Annotated in this window: 16 protein-coding genes; 4 read left to right on the plus strand and 12 right to left on the minus strand. The window is 41.8% G+C overall.

What is annotated here, in order from left to right; translation table 11 throughout:
• Positions 1 to 127: 127 nt before the first annotated feature.
• Both argS and DZ860_RS06300 read left to right on the plus strand, forming a co-directional pair.
• Entirely contained in the window at positions 128 to 1,861 is a 1,734-nt protein-coding gene (gene argS, locus DZ860_RS06295; RefSeq protein WP_120030067.1) for an arginine--tRNA ligase, read from the plus strand.
• Positions 1,862 to 1,986: 125 nt separating this feature from the next.
• Positions 1,987 to 2,415, plus strand: coding sequence for an HIT family protein (locus DZ860_RS06300; RefSeq protein WP_165862857.1), 429 nt, complete (start codon positions 1,987 to 1,989; stop codon positions 2,413 to 2,415).
• Between the two features lie 132 nt (positions 2,416 to 2,547).
• On the opposite strand, the gene DZ860_RS06305 is transcribed toward DZ860_RS06300, so the two are convergent.
• The 5 genes from DZ860_RS06305 to znuA all read right to left on the minus strand — a co-directional run bounded on the left by DZ860_RS06305 (position 2,548) and on the right by znuA (position 10,429).
• A complete protein-coding gene (locus DZ860_RS06305; protein ID WP_120030069.1) occupies positions 2,548 to 2,778 on the minus strand; it encodes a FeoC-like transcriptional regulator in 231 nt (76 codons plus the stop codon).
• Positions 2,775 to 5,048, minus strand: coding sequence for a Fe(2+) transporter permease subunit FeoB (gene feoB / locus DZ860_RS06310; protein ID WP_120030070.1), 2,274 nt, complete (start codon positions 5,046 to 5,048; stop codon positions 2,775 to 2,777). The genes DZ860_RS06305 and feoB overlap by 4 nt, the downstream gene beginning before the upstream one ends.
• Complete coding sequence (locus DZ860_RS06315; RefSeq protein WP_120030071.1) at positions 5,045 to 5,275, minus strand: FeoA family protein; 231 nt, start codon at positions 5,273 to 5,275, stop codon at positions 5,045 to 5,047. Before DZ860_RS06315 ends, feoB begins: the two co-directional genes overlap by 4 nt.
• Before the next feature lie 740 nt (positions 5,276 to 6,015).
• Positions 6,016 to 9,378, minus strand: coding sequence for a helix-turn-helix domain-containing protein (locus tag DZ860_RS06320; RefSeq protein WP_243641821.1), 3,363 nt, complete (start codon positions 9,376 to 9,378; stop codon positions 6,016 to 6,018).
• A gap of 172 nt (positions 9,379 to 9,550) precedes the next feature.
• A complete protein-coding gene (znuA, locus tag DZ860_RS06325; RefSeq protein ID WP_120030072.1) occupies positions 9,551 to 10,429 on the minus strand; it encodes a zinc ABC transporter substrate-binding protein ZnuA in 879 nt (292 codons plus the stop codon).
• 82 nt (positions 10,430 to 10,511) lie between these two features.
• Between znuA and znuC the strand changes: the two genes are divergently transcribed.
• Entirely contained in the window at positions 10,512 to 11,297 is a 786-nt protein-coding gene (gene znuC, locus DZ860_RS06330; RefSeq protein WP_120030073.1) for a zinc ABC transporter ATP-binding protein ZnuC, read from the plus strand.
• Entirely contained in the window at positions 11,290 to 12,075 is a 786-nt protein-coding gene (gene znuB, locus DZ860_RS06335; RefSeq protein ID WP_120030074.1) for a zinc ABC transporter permease subunit ZnuB, read from the plus strand. Before znuC ends, znuB begins: the two co-directional genes overlap by 8 nt.
• A gap of 143 nt (positions 12,076 to 12,218) precedes the next feature.
• Here the strand turns inward: znuB and purF are convergent, their stop codons facing one another.
• From purF to DZ860_RS06370, 7 genes are all read right to left on the minus strand, one after another.
• The gene (gene purF, locus DZ860_RS06340; protein ID WP_120030075.1) at positions 12,219 to 13,733 is read right to left on the minus strand and encodes an amidophosphoribosyltransferase; all 1,515 of its coding nucleotides are present in this window, start codon (positions 13,731 to 13,733) and stop codon (positions 12,219 to 12,221) included.
• Positions 13,734 to 13,768: 35 nt separating this feature from the next.
• Positions 13,769 to 14,260, minus strand: a complete 492-nt coding sequence (locus tag DZ860_RS06345; RefSeq protein WP_120030076.1) for a CvpA family protein — start codon at positions 14,258 to 14,260, stop codon at positions 13,769 to 13,771.
• A gap of 62 nt (positions 14,261 to 14,322) precedes the next feature.
• Positions 14,323 to 14,889 carry an SPOR domain-containing protein gene (locus DZ860_RS06350; protein ID WP_120030077.1) on the minus strand — a complete coding sequence of 189 codons (567 nt, stop codon included), beginning with the start codon at positions 14,887 to 14,889 and terminating at the stop codon, positions 14,323 to 14,325.
• Positions 14,890 to 16,155: a bifunctional tetrahydrofolate synthase/dihydrofolate synthase gene (folC, locus tag DZ860_RS06355; RefSeq protein ID WP_120030078.1), complete on the minus strand. Its 1,266-nt coding sequence runs from the start codon at positions 16,153 to 16,155 to the stop codon at positions 14,890 to 14,892.
• Positions 16,156 to 16,202: 47 nt separating this feature from the next.
• Positions 16,203 to 17,129, minus strand: a complete 927-nt coding sequence (gene accD / locus DZ860_RS06360) for an acetyl-CoA carboxylase, carboxyltransferase subunit beta (protein WP_120030079.1) — start codon at positions 17,127 to 17,129, stop codon at positions 16,203 to 16,205.
• Positions 17,130 to 17,349: 220 nt separating this feature from the next.
• Positions 17,350 to 18,144, minus strand: a complete 795-nt coding sequence (truA, locus tag DZ860_RS06365; RefSeq protein ID WP_120030080.1) for a tRNA pseudouridine(38-40) synthase TruA — start codon at positions 18,142 to 18,144, stop codon at positions 17,350 to 17,352.
• 90 nt (positions 18,145 to 18,234) lie between these two features.
• Positions 18,235 to 19,702, minus strand: a 1,468-nt coding sequence (locus tag DZ860_RS06370) for a FimV/HubP family polar landmark protein (protein WP_279386830.1), incomplete at its 5' end; no start/stop codon positions are given.

The following is a 19,702-nucleotide window of genomic DNA, read 5'->3' on the forward strand; positions in this document are numbered from 1 at the left end:
ATTTCACCTACTCCTCTCTATATGGAACGCAATAAAATTGTTATCATTGGCCCCATTTTTGTGAACTCCAACAGAGCTCGGCCATAATCATGCCGAGTTCTTCGTCCTTGAAATGAAGGAAACGCGTGTGAATATCCAAGCACTGATTAATGACAAAGTATCTCAGGCTCTAGAAGCCGCTGGCGCACCTGCAGGCAGCCCTGCTGTAGTCCGTCAATCCGCAAAACCACAGTTTGGCGATTACCAAGCAAACGGTGTAATGGGCGTTGCTAAGCAACTTGGCACTAACCCTCGAGAGTTTGCGCAGAAAGTACTGGATGTTCTAGACCTAGACGGTATCGCAAGCAAAATGGAAATCGCTGGCCCAGGTTTCATTAACATCTTCCTAAGCGAAGAGTTTCTAGCGAAACAAGCGGATGCGGCTCTAGCAGACGAACGTCTTGGCGTTTCTGTTGATAAAGCACAAAACATCGTCGCTGACTACTCTGCACCAAACGTAGCGAAAGAAATGCACGTAGGCCACCTACGTTCAACCATCATTGGTGATGCCGTTGTTCGTACTCTTGAATTCCTAGGCCACAATGTAACTCGTGCTAACCACATTGGTGACTGGGGTACTCAGTTCGGTATGCTTATCGCAAACCTTGAGCGTGTACAGCAAGAGTCTGGTGAAGTATCGATGGAACTGGCTGACCTAGAAGGCTTCTATCGTGAATCAAAGAAACTGTATGATGAAGACGAAGAATTTGCCGTAAAAGCTCGTGGCTACGTTGTTAAATTGCAAGGTGGCGATGAATTCTGCGCAGACATGTGGAAGAAGTTGGTTGATGTCACCATGATTCAAAACCAACGCAACTACGATCGCCTAAACGTATCACTGACTCGTGATGATGTGATGGGTGAAAGTATGTACAACGACATGCTGCCAAAAATTGTTGCTGATCTTCAAGCACAAGGGCTTGCAGTAGAAAGCGATGGTGCACAAGTTGTATTCCTAGACGAATACAAAAACAAAGACGGCGAAGCAATGGGCGTTATCGTTCAAAAACGTGACGGCGGCTTCCTATACACGACAACAGATATTGCGTGTGCAAAATACCGTTATGAACAACTAGGCGCTGATCGCGTTCTTTACTTCATCGATTCACGTCAGCATCAGCATTTAATGCAAGCTTGGACTATCGTACGTAAAGCGGGTTACGTTCCAGAATCTGTCTCTCTTGAGCACCACGCATTTGGTATGATGCTAGGCAAAGATGGTCGTCCATTTAAGACTCGCGCAGGCGGTACAGTTCGTCTAGCTGATCTATTAGATGAAGCAGAAGAACGTGCTGCAAAACTGATCGAATCGAAAAACCCGACGCTAGATGCAGAAGAAAAAGCGAAAATCGCTAACACTGTTGCAATGGCGGCGGTTAAATACGCAGATCTATCTAAACACCGTACTACTGATTACGTGTTTGACTGGGAAAACATGCTTGCGTTCGAAGGTAACACTGCGCCATACATGCAGTATGCTTACACTCGTGTTGCTTCTATCTTCGCTAAAGCTGGCGTATCGATGGATGAGCTTCAGGGTGAAATCAAAGTTACTGACGAAAAAGAAAAAGCATTAATCGCTAAACTTTTACAATTTGAAGAAGCAGTACAATCTGTTGCTCGCGAAGGTCAACCACACATTATGTGTAGCTACCTATTCGAACTAGCAGGTCAATTCTCAAGCTTCTACGAAGCATGCCCAATTCTAATTGCCGAAGACGAAAGTGTGAAACAGAGTCGTCTAAGACTAGCTGCTCTAACAGCGAAGACCATCAAACAAGGTCTGTCTCTATTAGGTATTGATACTCTAGAGCGTATGTAATTGATGTTTTTTATACATTAATTATATTCTCTTCTAGGAACAAATTAAAAAGGTTGACGTGAAAGCGTCAACCTTTTGTTTTATCTGCAGTATACTGTGATGAACTCTCTTCACTGGACTACATTATGAGTTTTGAACTTCACCCTCAGCTTGCTAAAGATACGACACTGATCGGTCATTTTCCTTTATGTGTCGCTCTACTAAGCAAAGACAATGCTGCACCTTGGGTTATTCTTGTTCCTAAACGAGAAAACCTAAAAGAACTCCACCATCTTCCGATGAAAGAACAACAGCAATTTTTGTTAGAGTCGCAAGCCGTTAGCCAAGCACTAGAAGCGATTTTTTGCCCAGACAAGCTTAATCTAGGTGCATTAGGAAACATGGTTCCTCAATTACACATTCATCATATTGCACGTTTTAAAGATGACGTAGCATGGCCTGGACCAATCTGGGGCAACACACGTGCAGAACAACGTAGTGAAGAAGAACAACAGGTGATTCTAACTCGAATCAAAAATGTATTATCACTAAGCTCGTTGTTTCAAAAAGCGTAGTCATAATTCGTCCTCAATGTGTAAACACATTTCAGGACAGAACCACAGCTCAATAACAATCAATCGCTCAATAAAAAAGCCGCATCATCAATCAATGCGGCTTTTTCAGATTAACTTGTTACGTGACACTTTTTACATAGTGACAGTGAGAGATAAGCTATCTTTTTTTGTCTCGGCATAACGAACCCGAGTCACGACTTGAGCTTTATTGGTATCAACTAATCGAGAAAGCTTTCCCTTTTTAATCCAAACAGACAGCATTGCATCTACCCCGTCTTCGCTCATGTGAAATTTTTTCGCTAATTCCGCACGACTACTAACACCATGAGTTTCGATATACTGTTTAAGCTCAGTCAAAATCATACCGCTTGAACCTCAAATGTCGTTTGTTGTTTTTTACCAGCCTGTTTAAGGGCACGGTAAACCAACGCACTGATGATAAGAATCAATGCTATCCAAATGCTACTTGTCATTGGATCATCAGTAAAGTGTGTTACTTGGTAATATAATGTTGCACTACCGTACGCTAAGCCCATCGTCCAAACAGCAATGAATCGTGCGTATTTCTGTCCGAATTCGCGGACATATGCACCCATTGCCGCAACACATGGGGTGTAGAGCAAAATAAAAATCAAGTAAGCGAACGCAGCATTACCAGTAACAAAGTAACTTTTTAAGTTGCCGAAGATTGACGTATCTACGCCTTGCTCATCAGCCACCGCTTGCGTATTCGTTAAGTCGCCCACTTCAACACCCAGTGGATCTGCGTAGCTTAAACCCATTAGGTTGTCAGGAATAGTCATCACAGCTTCGTGCAAACTACCTAGCAGATCAAACTCAGCATCATCACCCTCGCTTGGTGCGTAAAGGCTATTCAACGTGCCCACAACCGCTTCTTTCGCGAAGATACCAGTAATGATACCTACCGTTGCTGGCCAGTTGTCATCTTTAATGCCAATCGGAGCAAACACTGGTGTCACAACTTGAGCAACCTTCGATAAAACAGAGTTCTCACTGTCTTCGTTACCAAAGCTACCATCAGTACCAATCGAGTTAAGGAAACTTAGCATTGTCACAACAACAACAATCGTTTTACCTGCGCCAAGCACAAAGCGCTTCAATTTTTGCCATGTTTTAATCAACACGTTCTGTAATGTTGGAAGCTCGTAGTCTGGCATTTCCATAACAAGGCTATCACTTGAACCAGGGTACAACGTGTGCTTAAGAATTAAACCAGTAAATACAGCCGCGACGATGCCAAGTAAGTACAAGATAAACACGATATCTTGGCCATTTTCAGGGAAAAATGCAGCTGCAAATAGTGCGTAAACTGGTAGTCGCGCACCACATGACATGAATGGTGCCATTGATGCCGCAAGCTTACGCTCACGCTCTTGATCTAGTGTACGGGTCGCCATAATTGACGGAACGTTACAACCAAAACCAAGAACCAATGGAACAAATGCTTTACCCGGCAAACCAATTTTTTGCATCACTTTATCTAGAACGAATGCTGCTCTAGACATGTAGCCTGAACTTTCAAGTAAGGCTAGGAATAAGTACAAACAAGCAATCACTGGAATGAAAGTTGCGACAGTTTGAATACCGCCACCGACACCATCAGCAATCAATGTCACTAGCCATACGGGTAGATGATCGTCTAACAAGTAGTGGCCGCCATCAACTAACAGCGCACCTACACCAATGTCAAAAAAGTCAATGAATGCGCTACCGATATTGATAGAGAACATGAACATCAGATACATCACAACAAAAAAGAACGGTACACCGATCCATTTATTTAAAATGATATTGTCTACTTTTTCAGTAAAGCTGTGACTTAGCTTACCTTCAGAGCGACGAACTTTCTGACACTGTTCATGCAAAAATGTGTATTTCGTATCGGCTACATGTAAATCGATATCAATGGTGATTCCAAGCTGCTCTTTACTGATCGTATCGCGTTCAGCTTGTGGCAATGCATTAATGACCAATAAGTCATTTTCTAGTGCACGAATCGCTAATGCTCTTTCGGTAATTTTTTCATCTTTAAACAAAACCGATACACGTTTAATTGCGGCTTCAAACTCGTCATCATATTGTAGAGAGAAATCATCCAGCGCAACGCCTTGCACCAGTACCTTGTGTAGTTTCTCTTTTAAGCGCAACACTTGGTTGCGGCTATTCGCAGATAGCGAAAAGACCGGACAGCCCAGCATTTTTTCCAATGCTTTCATGTCAATTGTTTGACGGTCTCGTTTTAGTGCATCCATTTTGTTTAGGATCACCACCATCGGGCGACCTAACTCTCTCAATTGCAAAGTCATATAAAGACTGCGCTCAAGACAAGTTGCATCAACGACGTTAATGATGAGATCCGCTGGATGCGTTAAAACAGCGCGGGAAGCGATAGATTCATCAATGCTGTTACCATCATTTCCGCTATCTAGTGCGTAAATACCTGGAAGGTCCGTCAGAAAGAAATCATCTCCAGAATGATGATAACGACCCGTTTTCTTCTCAACGGTTACACCAGCCCAGTTGCCGACTTGTTGTTTCGCACCAGTCAGGCCGTTAAATAACGTTGTTTTCCCACTATTTGGGTTACCAACGGTTAAAATTTGGTAGTTCATTTACTCACCTCAACCAAGATCGAATCAGCCGTCGCTTTGCGAATGGCTAGTGACACTCCACGGACTTCCACTTGAAGTGGGTCACCAAGAGGAGCCTGTCGAACAATACGAACCGTGGTATTGGGTAGTAACCCCATAACCATAAGCTTTTTACGGATATCACTTGGAAGAGAAGTGAAGCCTTTAATGGTCGCTGTTTGACCATGTTGTAACTGTGACAAATGCATAGGTAGGCCCAGTCAGATAGCTGTGAAAGTGAGAAGTATTTTTATTTAGATTTAGATTTTACGCGCAAATCTTGCCAACTTTATTGCGTAAAATCAATAAACCTGTGCAGATTCACGTAAATTACGTCAAAACCATTCATGTTAAAAATGTTAAAACCCACAAAAACACAACAATATATTTAACAATACGTATGCGGTCATTTAACCAGCGCTGTTAGGTAATAATTAAATTCATTTAAAAACAACAACTTAAAACCATGTCGTTTTTGTCATGTAACAATGGCGTTAATTTAATAAGTAAAAGAAATCATTACCTTTATATTGATTCCATCGAGACGGTTATCCGGTATCGAATTTAAAATTCCAGAAGTGGTGCTTAGGCGCTACTCCGGCAGCAAGCGAAGGTGTCCTTGACATCCGTGGTATAGTCCCCCCGGCTATACCACGATATTTTTTTCTACTCTCTATTCCAAAAAACAAATCCAAACAAACTTACTCTTTTTCCCTTACTTCAAAAATCTAAGTTTCAGCCTCACCATAAAACATGTCTATACCACATCTAATTGGCCCTTCAACCATCCATTAAAAGCAAGTGTTTAGTGTTTCACTGCTTATGATGTTATACATCTAAATCACCTTAGAACCCTTATCTATCAACTTATAGATAGACAGATGTAACAAAGCTCTCCTACATGCTATACATATAAGAGAGCTAAAAAGAGGAGAATTAAGAGTCGTTACTAGAGATCGGTAAGTTCTGGTTTATACTCACGATCTTCAACAAATTGTGTCGGAGGGACCCCAAAGCGGTGTTTAAATCGTTTACTAAAATAGGATGGATCATTAAAGCCGCATTCAAATGCCGCATCAGAAACTTTGTCACCTGCGAGTAAACGTCGGCAAGCATGATCTAATCGAACTTCATTAAGATAATCCGTAAATGTTCTTGTTGTTGCACTCTTAAAACGACGCTGCAAACTACGTTCAGACACAAACATCATTTTTGCTGCAGCCGAAGTACTAAATTCTGAATCTGAAAAATTATCGGCGACCAGTTTTTCCAATTTTTCAATCCATGGATCCGAATCCTGTTCTGAGCATAATCTATTCAACTGAACACTATCGACTTCAAAAACAGACATTTCATCGAACGCTAAGCCACATAGCCACGTTAATTCAATGATATTTTTCTCGTCTGTGCAGAACATTTTTGCATCTCCGCCACTTTTTGTTACGAGTGAGCGAATATCATTCCATTGGTGACTCTGATGATATTGCTCATCAATGCGAGAACCATAATCTGTCATTATGAGTGTTAATTTATCTTCCAAGGTATTAGATGAAAAATAGACAACTTGTTCACGACTACATCGCCGTAACACACCATCAAAAAGTAAATTAAACACCTCATCAAGATTAAAGTAATCCAATGTGACGTATTGCTGCTTTTCAAGAGATGAATGGACATCAATAGAAATGCCCTCTTTAGTAAACTCTTCAGTCCAACCGTTAATCGCTGAATCTAATATTAACGAAAGATTATAAACGGGCACGGCTTTATCTTGTGCTGCTCTTACGTTCAGTAATAACTCAAGCTGGGCCGAAATCTGGTCACTAATCCGAATTTTAAGCGCAATTTCATCATCGCTCATATCAAAGGATCTTTGTTGTAATCGTTCCTTAAAAGAGATAATAGCTTGAGAAAAGATCAATCGTCGGACATGAAGTTGCTTTCTTAATTTATGGTTATTACTAAGCAGTATTCGACTTTGGTGACGTAACTGTTCGGTTTTTAACGCTATTTGAGCTTTTAGATCACGATTGGCTCGCCTCATGCGACGAGAACGCCATAAAGTAAAACTTACACCAAGAGTCAATAGTGCGAAAACATAACTAGCAATAGCATAAGAAGAGATAAACCATGGTTTAGATACGGAAAAATAGTAGCTACTAATACTTCCTCTTGGGTTCCCCCCCAAAGTTGGACGAATATCGATTCTATAATCACCGGGGAGCAATCGAGCAAACGTCAGTTTCGCCCCATCAAAAGATTTCCACTGAATTTCATCGTTTATACGATACTCCAAAACCACATTGCCAATCTGTGGTAATACTCCAAATTGAAAATCGATTGAGTCACCGTATGAAATATTTGTTCGTCCTGTCTTAGCAACCCCTAAGCCGACCAAAGATTGGTTTACTCGAATTTGACTAAGAATCACTCGAGAAGATGGCAATTTACTTACGGATAATGCATCAGTATCAACATAAATTAAGTTGTATAAGGAACCAAGCACTAATAGGGATGATTTATCTGTCGCCGTGGAGCAAAAACCGGCCACAAATTCATTATTAATCAATCCAAATGGTTGACCATAATGTCCAATTTTTTCGCCCTCTATATTGTATCGACTAAGTCCCATTGATGAGGTAACCCACACACCACTATCGTTTTTCATTAAGCATTTTGGTGTTGCATGTTCATCAACCATAGGGAGTGAGAGAAGTTGATCTTGTGCTAAATCGAATTGAAATAGACCATAATTACTTGCGACCCAAAGTACATTATCTTGCACTTCAATAATGCTGATAACACGGCCATAAGAAATACTCTTTTCAATCAGTCTTACCTGGCCCTCTTTTAATATATAGAGCCCTTGCTTTGTTCCAATAACTAGCTCGTTACTTTTTGTGGCAATTACATTTGTAACATCAGAAAGTGGAGACGGATTACTATCCCAAGGAGAAGCTATACTTGTTAGCTTTTCTTTCTCTAAGTCATATTTCCACAATACTTGCTTGCTCACACCCATAATGTTCTCATTACTATCGACTTCTAATAGATGAGTTTTCATTTCCTTAAGCAAAGGGGGAAGATCGTCATTATCAACATCAACTTTACCCGTTTCCGCATCTAGACATAGAATTCCACGGTCTGTCGCTAACCATAAATGCCCACCCGTTTCTATAAAATCGAAAACTTTACCGCGGTAGTATTGGATTTTGTTGTGTATGGCTTTTTTCTCGACTTTAAACAGTCCCGACTTAGTTACAAACCAGTATCCAGCTTTATCAAGCATGGCTTTGAGCATCAATTTATTATTATTAGACCAATCATTACTGACTTGATGTGCGGGTACCCGCATAAACTTGTTGCCAAACAGTGATACGTAGAAAACACCTTTTTCCGTCGCGACCCACATACCTCCAAGTTCATCATTGACGATAGAGTGTATTCGATGACCTGAAAAATTGGTGCTCATTGATGAATTACCATCCAAACGTCGAACATTTCCAGTTAAGAAGGAGTAGATGAATAGACCATCTTTTGTTCCGATCCAATACTCCTGTTCTGCTTCAGCAATACTCAATACGTGACCACTGATAATCGTTTTTTTCGGTACGGTGGTATTTTGAATATCAAAGATCACAGCGCCAAGCTTAGAGCCAACGATTAATTCGCGACGTTTCTCTGAAAAGTAGAGTAATTCACTGTATTGATGTTCTGAGTTTTCAACATAATCGAAATTATTTTGGTTAGAGACATAAGCACCTAATGTTGTTGCCAATACCCACTTCTTATAAACGAATCTAGCGTCATTAATTTGAATGTTTGATTGAGAGCTATGCTGATAAAGTTCCATTAACGAATAAGTGATAAACTCACTAGTATCAACATTAAAACTATAAAAGTTGACTTGATCCGTTACCCATATAAATCGTTTTGAAGCTCCAATTTTTTGAATTTCAGAACCCGGTGGTAAGCTAAATACCAACTCACGTTTTTGTTTAGGGGAAGAGCGATAAATATCGCTGCCCAAAAAAGACCAAAAATAGTTATCAAGATAAGCAAGTTGTTCGGGTTGATGCCCAAGCGCAGAACCACGCTTAGGCAGAATATTGCTGCCATCAAAAAAAAGGACTTTATTCCTAATATCTTGAATCCACAAACCACCACCATTTGCCAAGAAAAGCTTCTTAGCAATAAAAGACTTACCCTCCGACTGAGAAGGTAATGGATAAAATACGGTGGCATGTTTTTCTGATGCTAGAGCATCCAGGGTGATGAAATAGAGTAGGACTGCCAAAAAGACACTTTTCACTCACTAAGTCCTTAGCAGTATATTCACTCGTAGATGGGGGCACCTATTTTTTGTGAAGATATATAAATAATCAATATGTATTCTATTTCATTGCAACTCGGTTTAAAACTTGAATTAGTGTTTTTATTCAATATATTACAAGAGAGTGAGCAAACACTCACTCTCAACGAAATTACTTTGATAGACAGACAAGAAAACTTGAGGCCAGTTGGTCTAGCAACAAAAAGTAGCTGCCATTTTCGAGTGGTATATCCGCACCGATAGGATCAAGTACGCCTTTATTAGCTTGGCTACCTCGCAGCACAGAATCAATAACCGCTGGTGTAAATTGAGGCTCAGAAAAAACACATTTTGCTTGGTTTTCCGCTAACGATTTACGTATCGTTATCAGCTTTTTAGCGCCGGGTTTACGTTCTGGACTGACCGTAAATTCTCCAAGATGGTTCAAACCATAATCTTGTTCAAAATAACCATAAGCATCATGAAATACGTAGTAGCCCTCTGACTTTACAGGGGCAAGTTTATTGGCAATTTGAGTCTTATTTGCTGCTAAATTCGCTGCAAAGTCGGTGTTATTTTTTTGATAAATCTCTGCATTCGCAGGATCAATAGCTTTTAACTTTTCGGTAATCGCATTAGCCACTTGAAGCGTTGTTTCGTTGCCTAACCAAAAATGAGGATCGTGGCTTCCATGATGATGCCCATCATGATCATGCGCTTCATGGCCAAATTCGCGTAGAGCCAAATCTGGAATTGACGAAAGCGTTAAACGATTAGGTTGTTTTTCAACCGCTTTAGTTAGAAATGGCTCTAATTCAGGGCCAAACCAGATCAAAAGATCCGCTTGATGGATGCGTTTGATGTCTGATGGACGCAATGCGTAATCATGAGGAGAGGTATTAGGCCCTAAAAGAACGTCTGGAATCGTCACATCTTTTGTCAATTCAAATACGATCATCTGAATAGGTTTAATACTCGTGAGTATTTGTGTTGCACTCGCTAAGTTTGGAATAAATAGCGCCGCAAAAAGCAATAGGTACGTTCGTTTCATCATTGGTCCGGTTTGCTATATGGCAATTGAATTTGCTAAATGTTATATTATAACAATTCCCTAATTGCAAATTAGTTTCATTATGACCCCACTCGTTGAACTTCGTGATATTTCGGTACAATTCAATGATCGCCAAGTCCTAGACAAGGTGAGCCTAGTATTGCGCAAAGGTGATATTACTACTCTTATAGGCCCAAACGGTGCCGGTAAATCTACGCTTGTCAAAGTTCTCTTAGGGCTACAACGACGCTATTCAGGGACGATCACTAAGCCAAAAGGACTTAGAATTGGCTATGTTCCTCAAAAATTACATCTTAATGATTCGCTCCCACTTAGCGTTGATAGGTTTCTTAAACTAGCAGGCAAATATAGCCAGCAAGAACGTCAAGATGCGTTAAAGCTTGTAGGAGCAGAGCACCTATTAATCGGTAACATGCATTCTTTGTCCGGTGGTGAAACTCAACGCGTACTTCTTGCTCGAGCTTTGCTACAGAGACCAGACTTATTGGTGCTTGATGAGCCGGCTCAAGGGGTTGATGTGCAAGGACAGATCGATCTTTACGACCTAATCGATACTATTCGTCATCGTTTCAATTGTGCGGTATTCATGGTCTCTCATGACCTACATTTAGTAATGGCAAAAACGGATGATGTAATCTGCTTGCATCACCATATTTGTTGTTCAGGTGCACCTGCGGACATTGCTCAACACCCAAGTTACATCGCTTTATTCGGCCAAACTCGACAAGAAACCTTAGCCTTTTATCATCATCAGCACGATCATCATCATCACGATCTCGCAGGACAGCCTGTCGATGGTCATGGAACAAGTTGCTCACATCATACTCACGGTCACCATCATGATTGAATTTCTCATCCCCTCGATTTTGGCTGGCTTAGGTATTGCCGCAATTGCAGGTCCACTTGGATCATTTGTCGTATGGCGAAAAATGGCCTACTTTGGCGATACCCTAGCCCATGCTTCACTACTAGGGCTCGCTCTAGGTTTTCTACTAGATATCAACCTGTACTTAGCCTTAATTGTTTGCTGTCTAGGTCTTGCATTCATACTCGTTACGCTACAAAAACAGCAACTGGTCGCAACCGATACTTTGCTGGGGATCTTGGCCCACAGTTCTCTTTCCCTCGGTTTAGTCGCTGTCAGCTTTCTTGACAACGTTCGTATCGATTTGATGAGTTATTTGTTTGGTGATCTCTTAGCAGTATCGAACCAAGATTTAATCTTCATTTACCTTGGGGTTGCTGTTGTTGCCGTCATCTTATTCCGATTCTGGCATTCATTACTTGCCACAACGGTCAATGAGGATCTAGCTCAGGTCGAGGGACACAATACTGACTTAATGCGTCTAATTTTAATGCTGTTAGTCGGATTAGTTATTGCGGTAGGCATGAAGTTCGTCGGAGCCTTAATTCTAACTTCACTCTTGATTATCCCGGCAGCAACAGCTCGTAAATTTGCTCGCACGCCAGAACAAATGGCCATACTTGCATCGTTAATAGGTGGGGTTTCTGTCTTGCTTGGATTAACCTTATCGTGGCACTACGATACGCCAGCAGGACCGTCGGTTGTTATTAGCTCGACACTATTCTTCATGTTAAGCCAATTTGTTCGAACTCGTGAGTAACGGTTTTCACCGATAAATAGCATAATAGATGCGCTTTCGTTTGAACAATAATCCCGATTTAATGCTCAACAGCAGGCGTAAAAAAGGCTTCCATTTATGGAAGCCTTTTTGCTTTTACTCATGATTAATAAGGCGTTCTTCGATTAAGCGCCTTCGTTATGCAATTCAAGGTTAGCAAGATCTTGTTGGATTTCGAGTTGATATTTAGCGTCATCACTTCTTAGTGAATCTAAAAACTCCAAGTAAGCTTGGTCAATATCACCTGTCACATATTCGCCGTTGAACACCGAAGTTTCAAACTTAGCAATATCTGAATTACCTAGACCAACCGCATCGACTAGATCAGGAAGCGTTTGGAAAATTAGCTCATCCGCGCCAATTTGTTTACAAATAGCATCATTATCTCGGCCATGGGCAATCAATTCATTCGCTGTTGGCATATCGATACCATAAACATTTGGGAAGCGAATTTCAGGAGCTGCAGAAACCATAAACACCTTACTCGCGCCTGAGTCTCTGGCCATTTCAATGATTTGCTCAGAAGTTGTTCCACGAACGATTGAGTCATCCACAAGCAACACATTTTTCCCTTTAAACTCAGAACGAATAGCATTGAGTTTACGACGAACCGATTTCTTACGCTGTTGCTGTCCAGGCATGATAAATGTACGGCCAACGTAGCGATTTTTTACGAATCCTTGGCGATACGGTTTATCAATAGCTTGTGCTATTTGTAATGCAATATCGCAAGATGTCTCAGGGATTGGGATAACCACATCAATATCAAGATGTCCATATTCGTCACGGATACGTTCGCCTAACTTCTTACCCATTTCCACACGAGCACTATAGACTGAAATTTTATCAATGAATGAGTCTGGACGAGCGAAGTAAACGAATTCAAAAATACAAGGATTGAGAGATGGTTTATCTGAGCATTGTTTGGTGAACAGCTCACCGTCAAATGTCGCATAGATGGCCTCACCTGGCGCAACATCTCTCATAAAATCGAAACCAACAGCATCTAAGGCGACTGATTCTGAGGCCACCATGTATTCTGTAACCCCGTTTGTTTCTCTTTTACCTAAACACAGTGGACGAATACCATGTGGGTCACGAAAGGCAACCATACCATGGCCAATGATCATTGCTGTGACCGCGTAAGCCCCTCGTATTGTGTGATGGACATTGGTGACTGCGCGGAAAACGTCATCTGACGTTACATTCCCTTTCACCGTATCAATTTCGTGAGCTAATACGTTAAGTAAAACTTCTGAATCAGAGGTTGTATTTAAATGACGACGATCTTTTGCGAATAATTTTTCACGAATGTCACCGGCATTGGTCAAGTTACCATTATGCGCAAGAGTGATACCAAATGGAGAATTTACATAGAATGGCTGTGCCTCGGAAGCACTTGAGCTACCTGCGGTTGGGTAACGGACATGTCCAATACCAACATTGCCTTGTAGTCTCTGCATATGCCTAGCTTCAAACACATCTTTCACTAATCCGTTCGCCTTTCTCAGACGAAAACGATTGCTTTCTATGGTACAAATACCCGCGGCATCTTGGCCACGGTGCTGCAATACAGTCAAGGCATCGTAAATAGACTGATTGACAGGCGTTGCGCCCACGATTCCAACAATACCACACATGTCCTAACCCTCGATTTGCGACAATGGCTGGCGCGTTAAGTCACGCCAGATAAGAAACTTGATGTTGCTTTTAAGTGTTCAAAGAAAGGTTCAATTATGCGACCAAATTCTGGCACCAATTGTGACCCTTTCCACCACTCAGAATCAGGAGACGATGTAAACGCATCCATAAAAAACAGAGCTGCGGAGACGATAAGTACCCCGCGCAGCGCACCAAACACAACCCCAAGTACTCGGTCGGTTCCCGATAGCCCCGTTTTTTGCACTAGCTGAGCAATCACAAAATTTACGATCGCACCTGTAACTAGCGTAGCAACAAACAAAGCAGCAATTGCAGCTCCATTACGTATCAGCTCATCTTGGATATTGGGAAAGTAAACCGCGAGTCGCGTGTAATACTGACTGGCGATAAAAAAAGCGCCAAACCAAATAACCAAAGACAAAGCTTCTTTAACAAAGCCACGAACTAAACTGATCAAGGCCGATAGGCCAATCACACTCAAAATAACAATATCTAACCAATTCATGCGTATTCACAATCTTAGTTGGCGCGCATTTTAACAGAAAAAATAGCCACGCAAACGTTTTCTTAAGGATTTAATGGTTTAAATTTAAGCAATCGACCTTTTGAGCCGGTAATTTTTTCTAATTCGAGAACTTGACGCTCAAGTTTGCTCTTAGAGATATCCGGACCAATAATGACTCGCGTAAAACCATTTTCAAGTTTGGTATGCGCTTGATAACCGCGCTTTTGCAAATCTTTAACTAAATTTTTAGCATTCTCTGCACTCTTTAATGCCATGAGCTGAATGATCCAACCGCTATCTTGGTACTCATTCCGTTCAGGAACTTCTTTTACTACGACTGGAAGTGGTCGTTCATTGCGATTTTCTACACTGGTATTAGGCTCTTTGCTCACGGGTGTGTCATTTACAACAACTTCAACCGGCGTTGGTGGCAAACTCGCTGAATCATCAATGGGATCGAGAACTTCGAATGTTTCGATATCACTGTCCAACTCTGGTTTAATCGGAATGCTCGCAATTTCTTCTTTATAGTGTGTTTTTTTACCATCAAGGACATCTGGTAGAACGATCACACCAATAGAAACAAGAATAATGGTGCCCACTAAGCGATTTTGAAATTTACTCGCCATTTACTCTCCTTTATTTTGCCAATGCTCTAGAACCTCTCCAACGGTATGGAAAGAGCCGACAACAATGATGACATCGTCACTATTGGCATTTGTCATAGCGGCTTTAAATGCCTCTACAGGGGTTTGATATTTATCGGTGTAGGTCGTCAAAAACTGACACACTTCATCCGCACTTGCTGCTCGAGGCCCAGATAAGGACGCTGGATACCACAACGGAGATAACTGTGACAAATGCTGTAGCGTCGACTCGATATCTTTGTCGTGTAGCATCGCGACAACCATGTGAATCTGACGATGAGGATATAGATCGGTTATTTTACTAACTAGATATTCAGCAGAATGAGGATTATGAGCCACATCAAGCAAGATGGTCGGTTTGCTTTGAAGGGTTTGCATTCGTCCAGGTAAACTAGCTGCTTTTAGACCTTTGACAATGTTGATATCAGATAACTCAAGATTGGCACAGGATAACGCCATTAAAGCGGTTGCAGCATTCTGTAATGGTAAACCTGGAATAGGTAAATCATCTAAGGAGAATGCACCTGAGACCCACCGCCATGTTGATTCACTAACCAGTTGATAATCGTATTGAATACCCACTTGGTAAAGCTCTGCGCCAATATCATCGGCATGAGCTGCAACCGTCGATGGAGCACTTGCTTGACCACAAATAGCCGGTTTACCACTGCGGTAAATACCCGCTTTTTCGAAACCAATAACGTTTATATCATCACCGAGCCAATCAACATGATCGATGGCGAGGCTAGTGATCACTGAAACATCATGCTCAACAACATTGGTCGCATCTAAGCGCCCACCTAAGCCAACTTCTAGTAAAACGACATCCACGTTCTCAGTTTGGAACAAGCGCAATGCAGCAAGAGTACCAAACTCGAAGAGACTTAAACTGATATCGCCACGCTGATTCTCAATAAAATCAAACGCCGCACAATGCTTATGATCAGGAAGGTCTTGACCATTAACACGTACTCGTTCGTTATATCGAATCAAATGCGGAGAGCTATAAACACCAACAGAGTAGCCAGCATCAAGAAGGATAGCTTCCATTAATGCGCAAGTGGAACCTTTACCGTTAGTCCCTGCAACAGTAATAATTTTAGTAGCTGGTTTTGTCAGTTGGGCTGTTTTAGCGACGGCTTGAACGCGATCTAAACCGAGATCAATCGCTGAGGAATGTATGCTTGTTAAATAATCAAGCCACATCGTTAATGAAGATGTGGCTTGAGGAATATAGGTTTGACTCATCTAACTTTAATAACCAATGATTAGTGGTTGCTTGTTAGTGTATTACTTTACCCTTTTTCATCTGCTTCTGGTACAGAATAAGCAGCTTCATTTGGAGAATCGTTCACAGAAACCACCAGAGGCGATGCCTTATTGGTCATTTTCGCAATCATGCTGCCAACACGCTGACGCATTTCGCGACGATCGACAATCATATCAATCGCACCATGGTCTAGTAGGAACTCACTGCGTTGGAAACCATCAGGAAGATCTTCACGTACTGTCTGTTCGATAACACGACGCCCTGCAAAACCAATCAGTGCTTTTGGTTCACCAATGTTAATGTCACCTAGCATAGCTAAACTGGCAGAAACACCACCCATTGTTGGGTCAGTCATGACGGAAATAAATGGTAAACCTTTTTGAGATAAACGCTCAAGTGCAGCACTGGTTTTCGCCATTTGCATTAAAGACATTAATGCCTCTTGCATGCGAGCTCCACCACTTGCTGAAAAACAGATTAAGCCACAATTGTTTTCAATTGCAGCGTCAACAGCTTTAACAAAACGAGCACCAACCACTGACCCCATCGAACCACCCATAAATGAGAATTCGAAGGCACAAGCTACGATTGGCTGACCTAACAGTTGACCTTGCATTACGATCAGCGCATCTTTCTCGCCACTGCTTTTTTGAGCCGCTGAAAGACGATCTTTATAGCGTTTTGAATCTTTGAACTTAAGTTTATCTTGCGGTTCTAAATCTGTACCCAGTTCAACGCGCTCACCTTCGTCCAAAAATGTTTCTAATCGACGACGTGCTTTCATTCGCATGTGGTGATCACACTTTGGACATACTTCTAGGTTACGCTCTAACTCAGCATGATAAAGAACTTGCTCACACGACGTACATTTAGTCCATACGCCTTCGGGGATAGATGCTTTACGTGAACTTACTAAATTGCTTTTTTCTAAAATCTTTTCAAGCCAACTCATGGAAGACCTTTTCTATTGTCACTTCCGCGCAATGCGAAAGATATAAATTCGGAATATATACGAAAGGATTAAAGCATATTAAATGCCAACTGTAGACAAAAAACTGGTTGTACCTATTTTCCCCTACAAAACCTTTCCCCCTAAACACCTGATAAACCTATTTTTTTATTCGTCCAAACTTCTTTCTAACCACAGTTAGAATGACATAGTGCGTAAAAAATCAACTCAATTCATCAGGTAAAAATAGTGGCCCAATCGGAGCTCTAGGTAGTTCGAACTGCTCTGGATAATCAACATCAACCAAATAAAGTCCTTCCGCCTTAGCGGTCGCCCCCGCTATTTTGCGATCTTTCTGTGCAAGCAACCACTCAATCCACTCAGGAGGTTGTTCACCTCGACCCACACAAATTAAGCTACCTGTGATATTTCGTACCATATGATGGACAAAAGCATTCGCTTTAATATCGATAACGACATACTGCCCATGACGTGTCACATTAAGGTGCATCATATTTCGCCATGGACTACGCGATTGACAGTGAACCGCTCTAAACGACGTAAAATCATTTTCACCGAGGAGGTATTGCCCTGCCTGATGCATTTTTTCAACATCCAACTCACCATGATAGTGGCTTACTCCAGACGATAAAATCGCCGGACGAAGTGGGCTGTTGAAGATAATATACCGATAACGGCGTGCCGTTGCTGAGAAGCGAGCGTGAAAATCGTCTGAAACTTCTTTGGCCCAACGAACCGCAATATCGCCTGGCAGGTTAGCATTCGCTCCCATAGTCCAAGCAACCATCTTTCGACTTGCGGTCGTTTCGAAATGCACAACTTGGCCCGTACCATGTACACCCGCATCAGTACGGCCAGCACAAAGAACTTCAATCGGATGATTAGCGACAACACTAAGAGCTCGCTCAAGTTGCTCTTGAACACTGTTAACGTCTCTTTGGCGTTGCCAACCAAAATAACTAGCACCGTTGTACTCAATGCCTAAAGCGATTCTCATTATGTGGTTCTCTAACAAAAAGGGGCGGGAAGTATAAACATTTTTAGTTGAAAAGATAAGGGGGCGAACGCCCCCTCATTGACCTATAGATTAACGACCATTAATGGCATCAATCAGAGTTTTAGCCTCACGGCGGATCTCATCACTACCATCCACTATCGCTTCTTCTAGTAGCTTAACAGCACCACGGGCATCATTCATTTCGACATAGATTTTCGCAAGATCAAGTTTACCCGCCGCTTCTGCGTTTGCATCAACATCCGTATCTTGAATATCACCAATCACGTCAGGGAACTCATTCAATCCAACATCTAACTTTAGCGCCTCGCTATCAGGATTGAAGTCATCATCACTGAGTCCGACCTCCGCCATCAATTCATCAATGGTACGGAAGTGGTTAGCTTGTGGATTAAAGTCGCCAAGATCTTCTTGTTGACCCCAGTCTTCATCCGATACAGACGCTTGGGATGGACGATTGTTGCTATTCCAAACCTGTTGCTCATCTTCAGGAATGTCATCTGATATACTAGCTTGCTGCTCCGGAGACAAACTGAAACCATTCCAATCTTCCCCACCCATTTCCAGCATAGCGTCAATATCCATACCTGCGCTATCTGAACTAGTTGCATCTAAAGAACCGAAAAATGGGCGATGTTCATTCTCATCATCAGAAAGCAGTTCATCAAACGCATCTTTATCGTAAGCACCGTCGATTGATGATGTTATCGCATCCTGAGCGAATAAATCTGCGAGTTGTTGTTGTTCATCTTCTAATGTCTCAACATCATCCATTTCAACACGCGTTGGTTTTTGTTCCACTTCTGGTGCAGCATTTTGTTCTAACGCTAGTTCTTGACTCGGTTCCGATAAGAAATCGGCTAACGCTTCTTCTTCTCCAAACTGTGGTAGTTCTAAATCATCGAAATTAAAGATCTCATCGGCATCACTAGTCACTGGTTCAGGCAAGTCTCTACCTGTTTCTGGCTCTGCTGCAAAATCAGCAAGTGCTTCTTCCTCGCCAAACTCCGGTAATTCAAAGTCATCAAAGTTAAAGCTATCGTCAATATCATCAACGACTGATTGCTCTGTCTCGATTACCGGCTCTGATGCAAGTTCTTGCTCCACTGATTCTGGCTCTAGCTTAGGCTCTTGGTCTAGTTCAGGTTCTTGACCCTGATTGGACTCTTGAGCCTGTTCGAGCTCAGTTAATGCTTCTTCCTCACCAAATTCTGGCAATTCAAAGTCATCAAAGTTAAAGCTATCGTCAATATCATCAACAGCTGGCTGCTCTTCCGCAACGGCTGGCTCTGACGCTGATTCTTGCTCTAGTGATTCAGGCTCTAGATTAAGCTCTTGATCTAAATTAGATTCTTGTTCTAACTCAGATTCTTCACCGAGATTGTTTTCTTGACCTAGATTGGACTCTTGAGCCAATTCTGGCTCAGCTAGCGTTTCATCAAGCTCAGCTAACGCTTCTTCCTCGCCAAATTCTGGCAATTCAAAGTCATCAAAGTTAAAGCTATCGTCAATATCATCAACAGCTGGTTGCTCTTCCGCA

This window comes from Vibrio sinensis, from assembly GCF_003605645.1.
Classification (GTDB): domain Bacteria; phylum Pseudomonadota; class Gammaproteobacteria; order Enterobacterales; family Vibrionaceae; genus Vibrio; species Vibrio sinensis.

What these genes read in the sequence shown, in the direction of transcription:
- DZ860_RS06300 (WP_165862857.1), top strand. Translation starts at nt 1,987, where the DNA reads ATGAGTTTTGAACTTCACCCTCAGCTTGCTAAAGATACGACACTGATC.
- DZ860_RS06305 (WP_120030069.1), bottom strand. Translation starts at nt 2,778, where the DNA reads ATGATTTTGACTGAGCTTAAACAGTATATCGAAACTCATGGTGTTAGT.
- feoB (WP_120030070.1), bottom strand. Translation starts at nt 5,048, where the DNA reads ATGAACTACCAAATTTTAACCGTTGGTAACCCAAATAGTGGGAAAACA.
- DZ860_RS06315 (WP_120030071.1), bottom strand. Translation starts at nt 5,275, where the DNA reads ATGCATTTGTCACAGTTACAACATGGTCAAACAGCGACCATTAAAGGC.
- znuA (WP_120030072.1), bottom strand. Translation starts at nt 10,429, where the DNA reads ATGAAACGAACGTACCTATTGCTTTTTGCGGCGCTATTTATTCCAAAC.
- znuC (WP_120030073.1), top strand. Translation starts at nt 10,512, where the DNA reads ATGACCCCACTCGTTGAACTTCGTGATATTTCGGTACAATTCAATGAT.
- znuB (WP_120030074.1), top strand. Translation starts at nt 11,290, where the DNA reads ATGATTGAATTTCTCATCCCCTCGATTTTGGCTGGCTTAGGTATTGCC.
- purF (WP_120030075.1), bottom strand. Translation starts at nt 13,733, where the DNA reads ATGTGTGGTATTGTTGGAATCGTGGGCGCAACGCCTGTCAATCAGTCT.
- DZ860_RS06345 (WP_120030076.1), bottom strand. Translation starts at nt 14,260, where the DNA reads ATGAATTGGTTAGATATTGTTATTTTGAGTGTGATTGGCCTATCGGCC.
- DZ860_RS06350 (WP_120030077.1), bottom strand. Translation starts at nt 14,889, where the DNA reads ATGGCGAGTAAATTTCAAAATCGCTTAGTGGGCACCATTATTCTTGTT.
- folC (WP_120030078.1), bottom strand. Translation starts at nt 16,155, where the DNA reads ATGAGTCAAACCTATATTCCTCAAGCCACATCTTCATTAACGATGTGG.
- accD (WP_120030079.1), bottom strand. Translation starts at nt 17,129, where the DNA reads ATGAGTTGGCTTGAAAAGATTTTAGAAAAAAGCAATTTAGTAAGTTCA.
- truA (WP_120030080.1), bottom strand. Translation starts at nt 18,144, where the DNA reads ATGAGAATCGCTTTAGGCATTGAGTACAACGGTGCTAGTTATTTTGGT.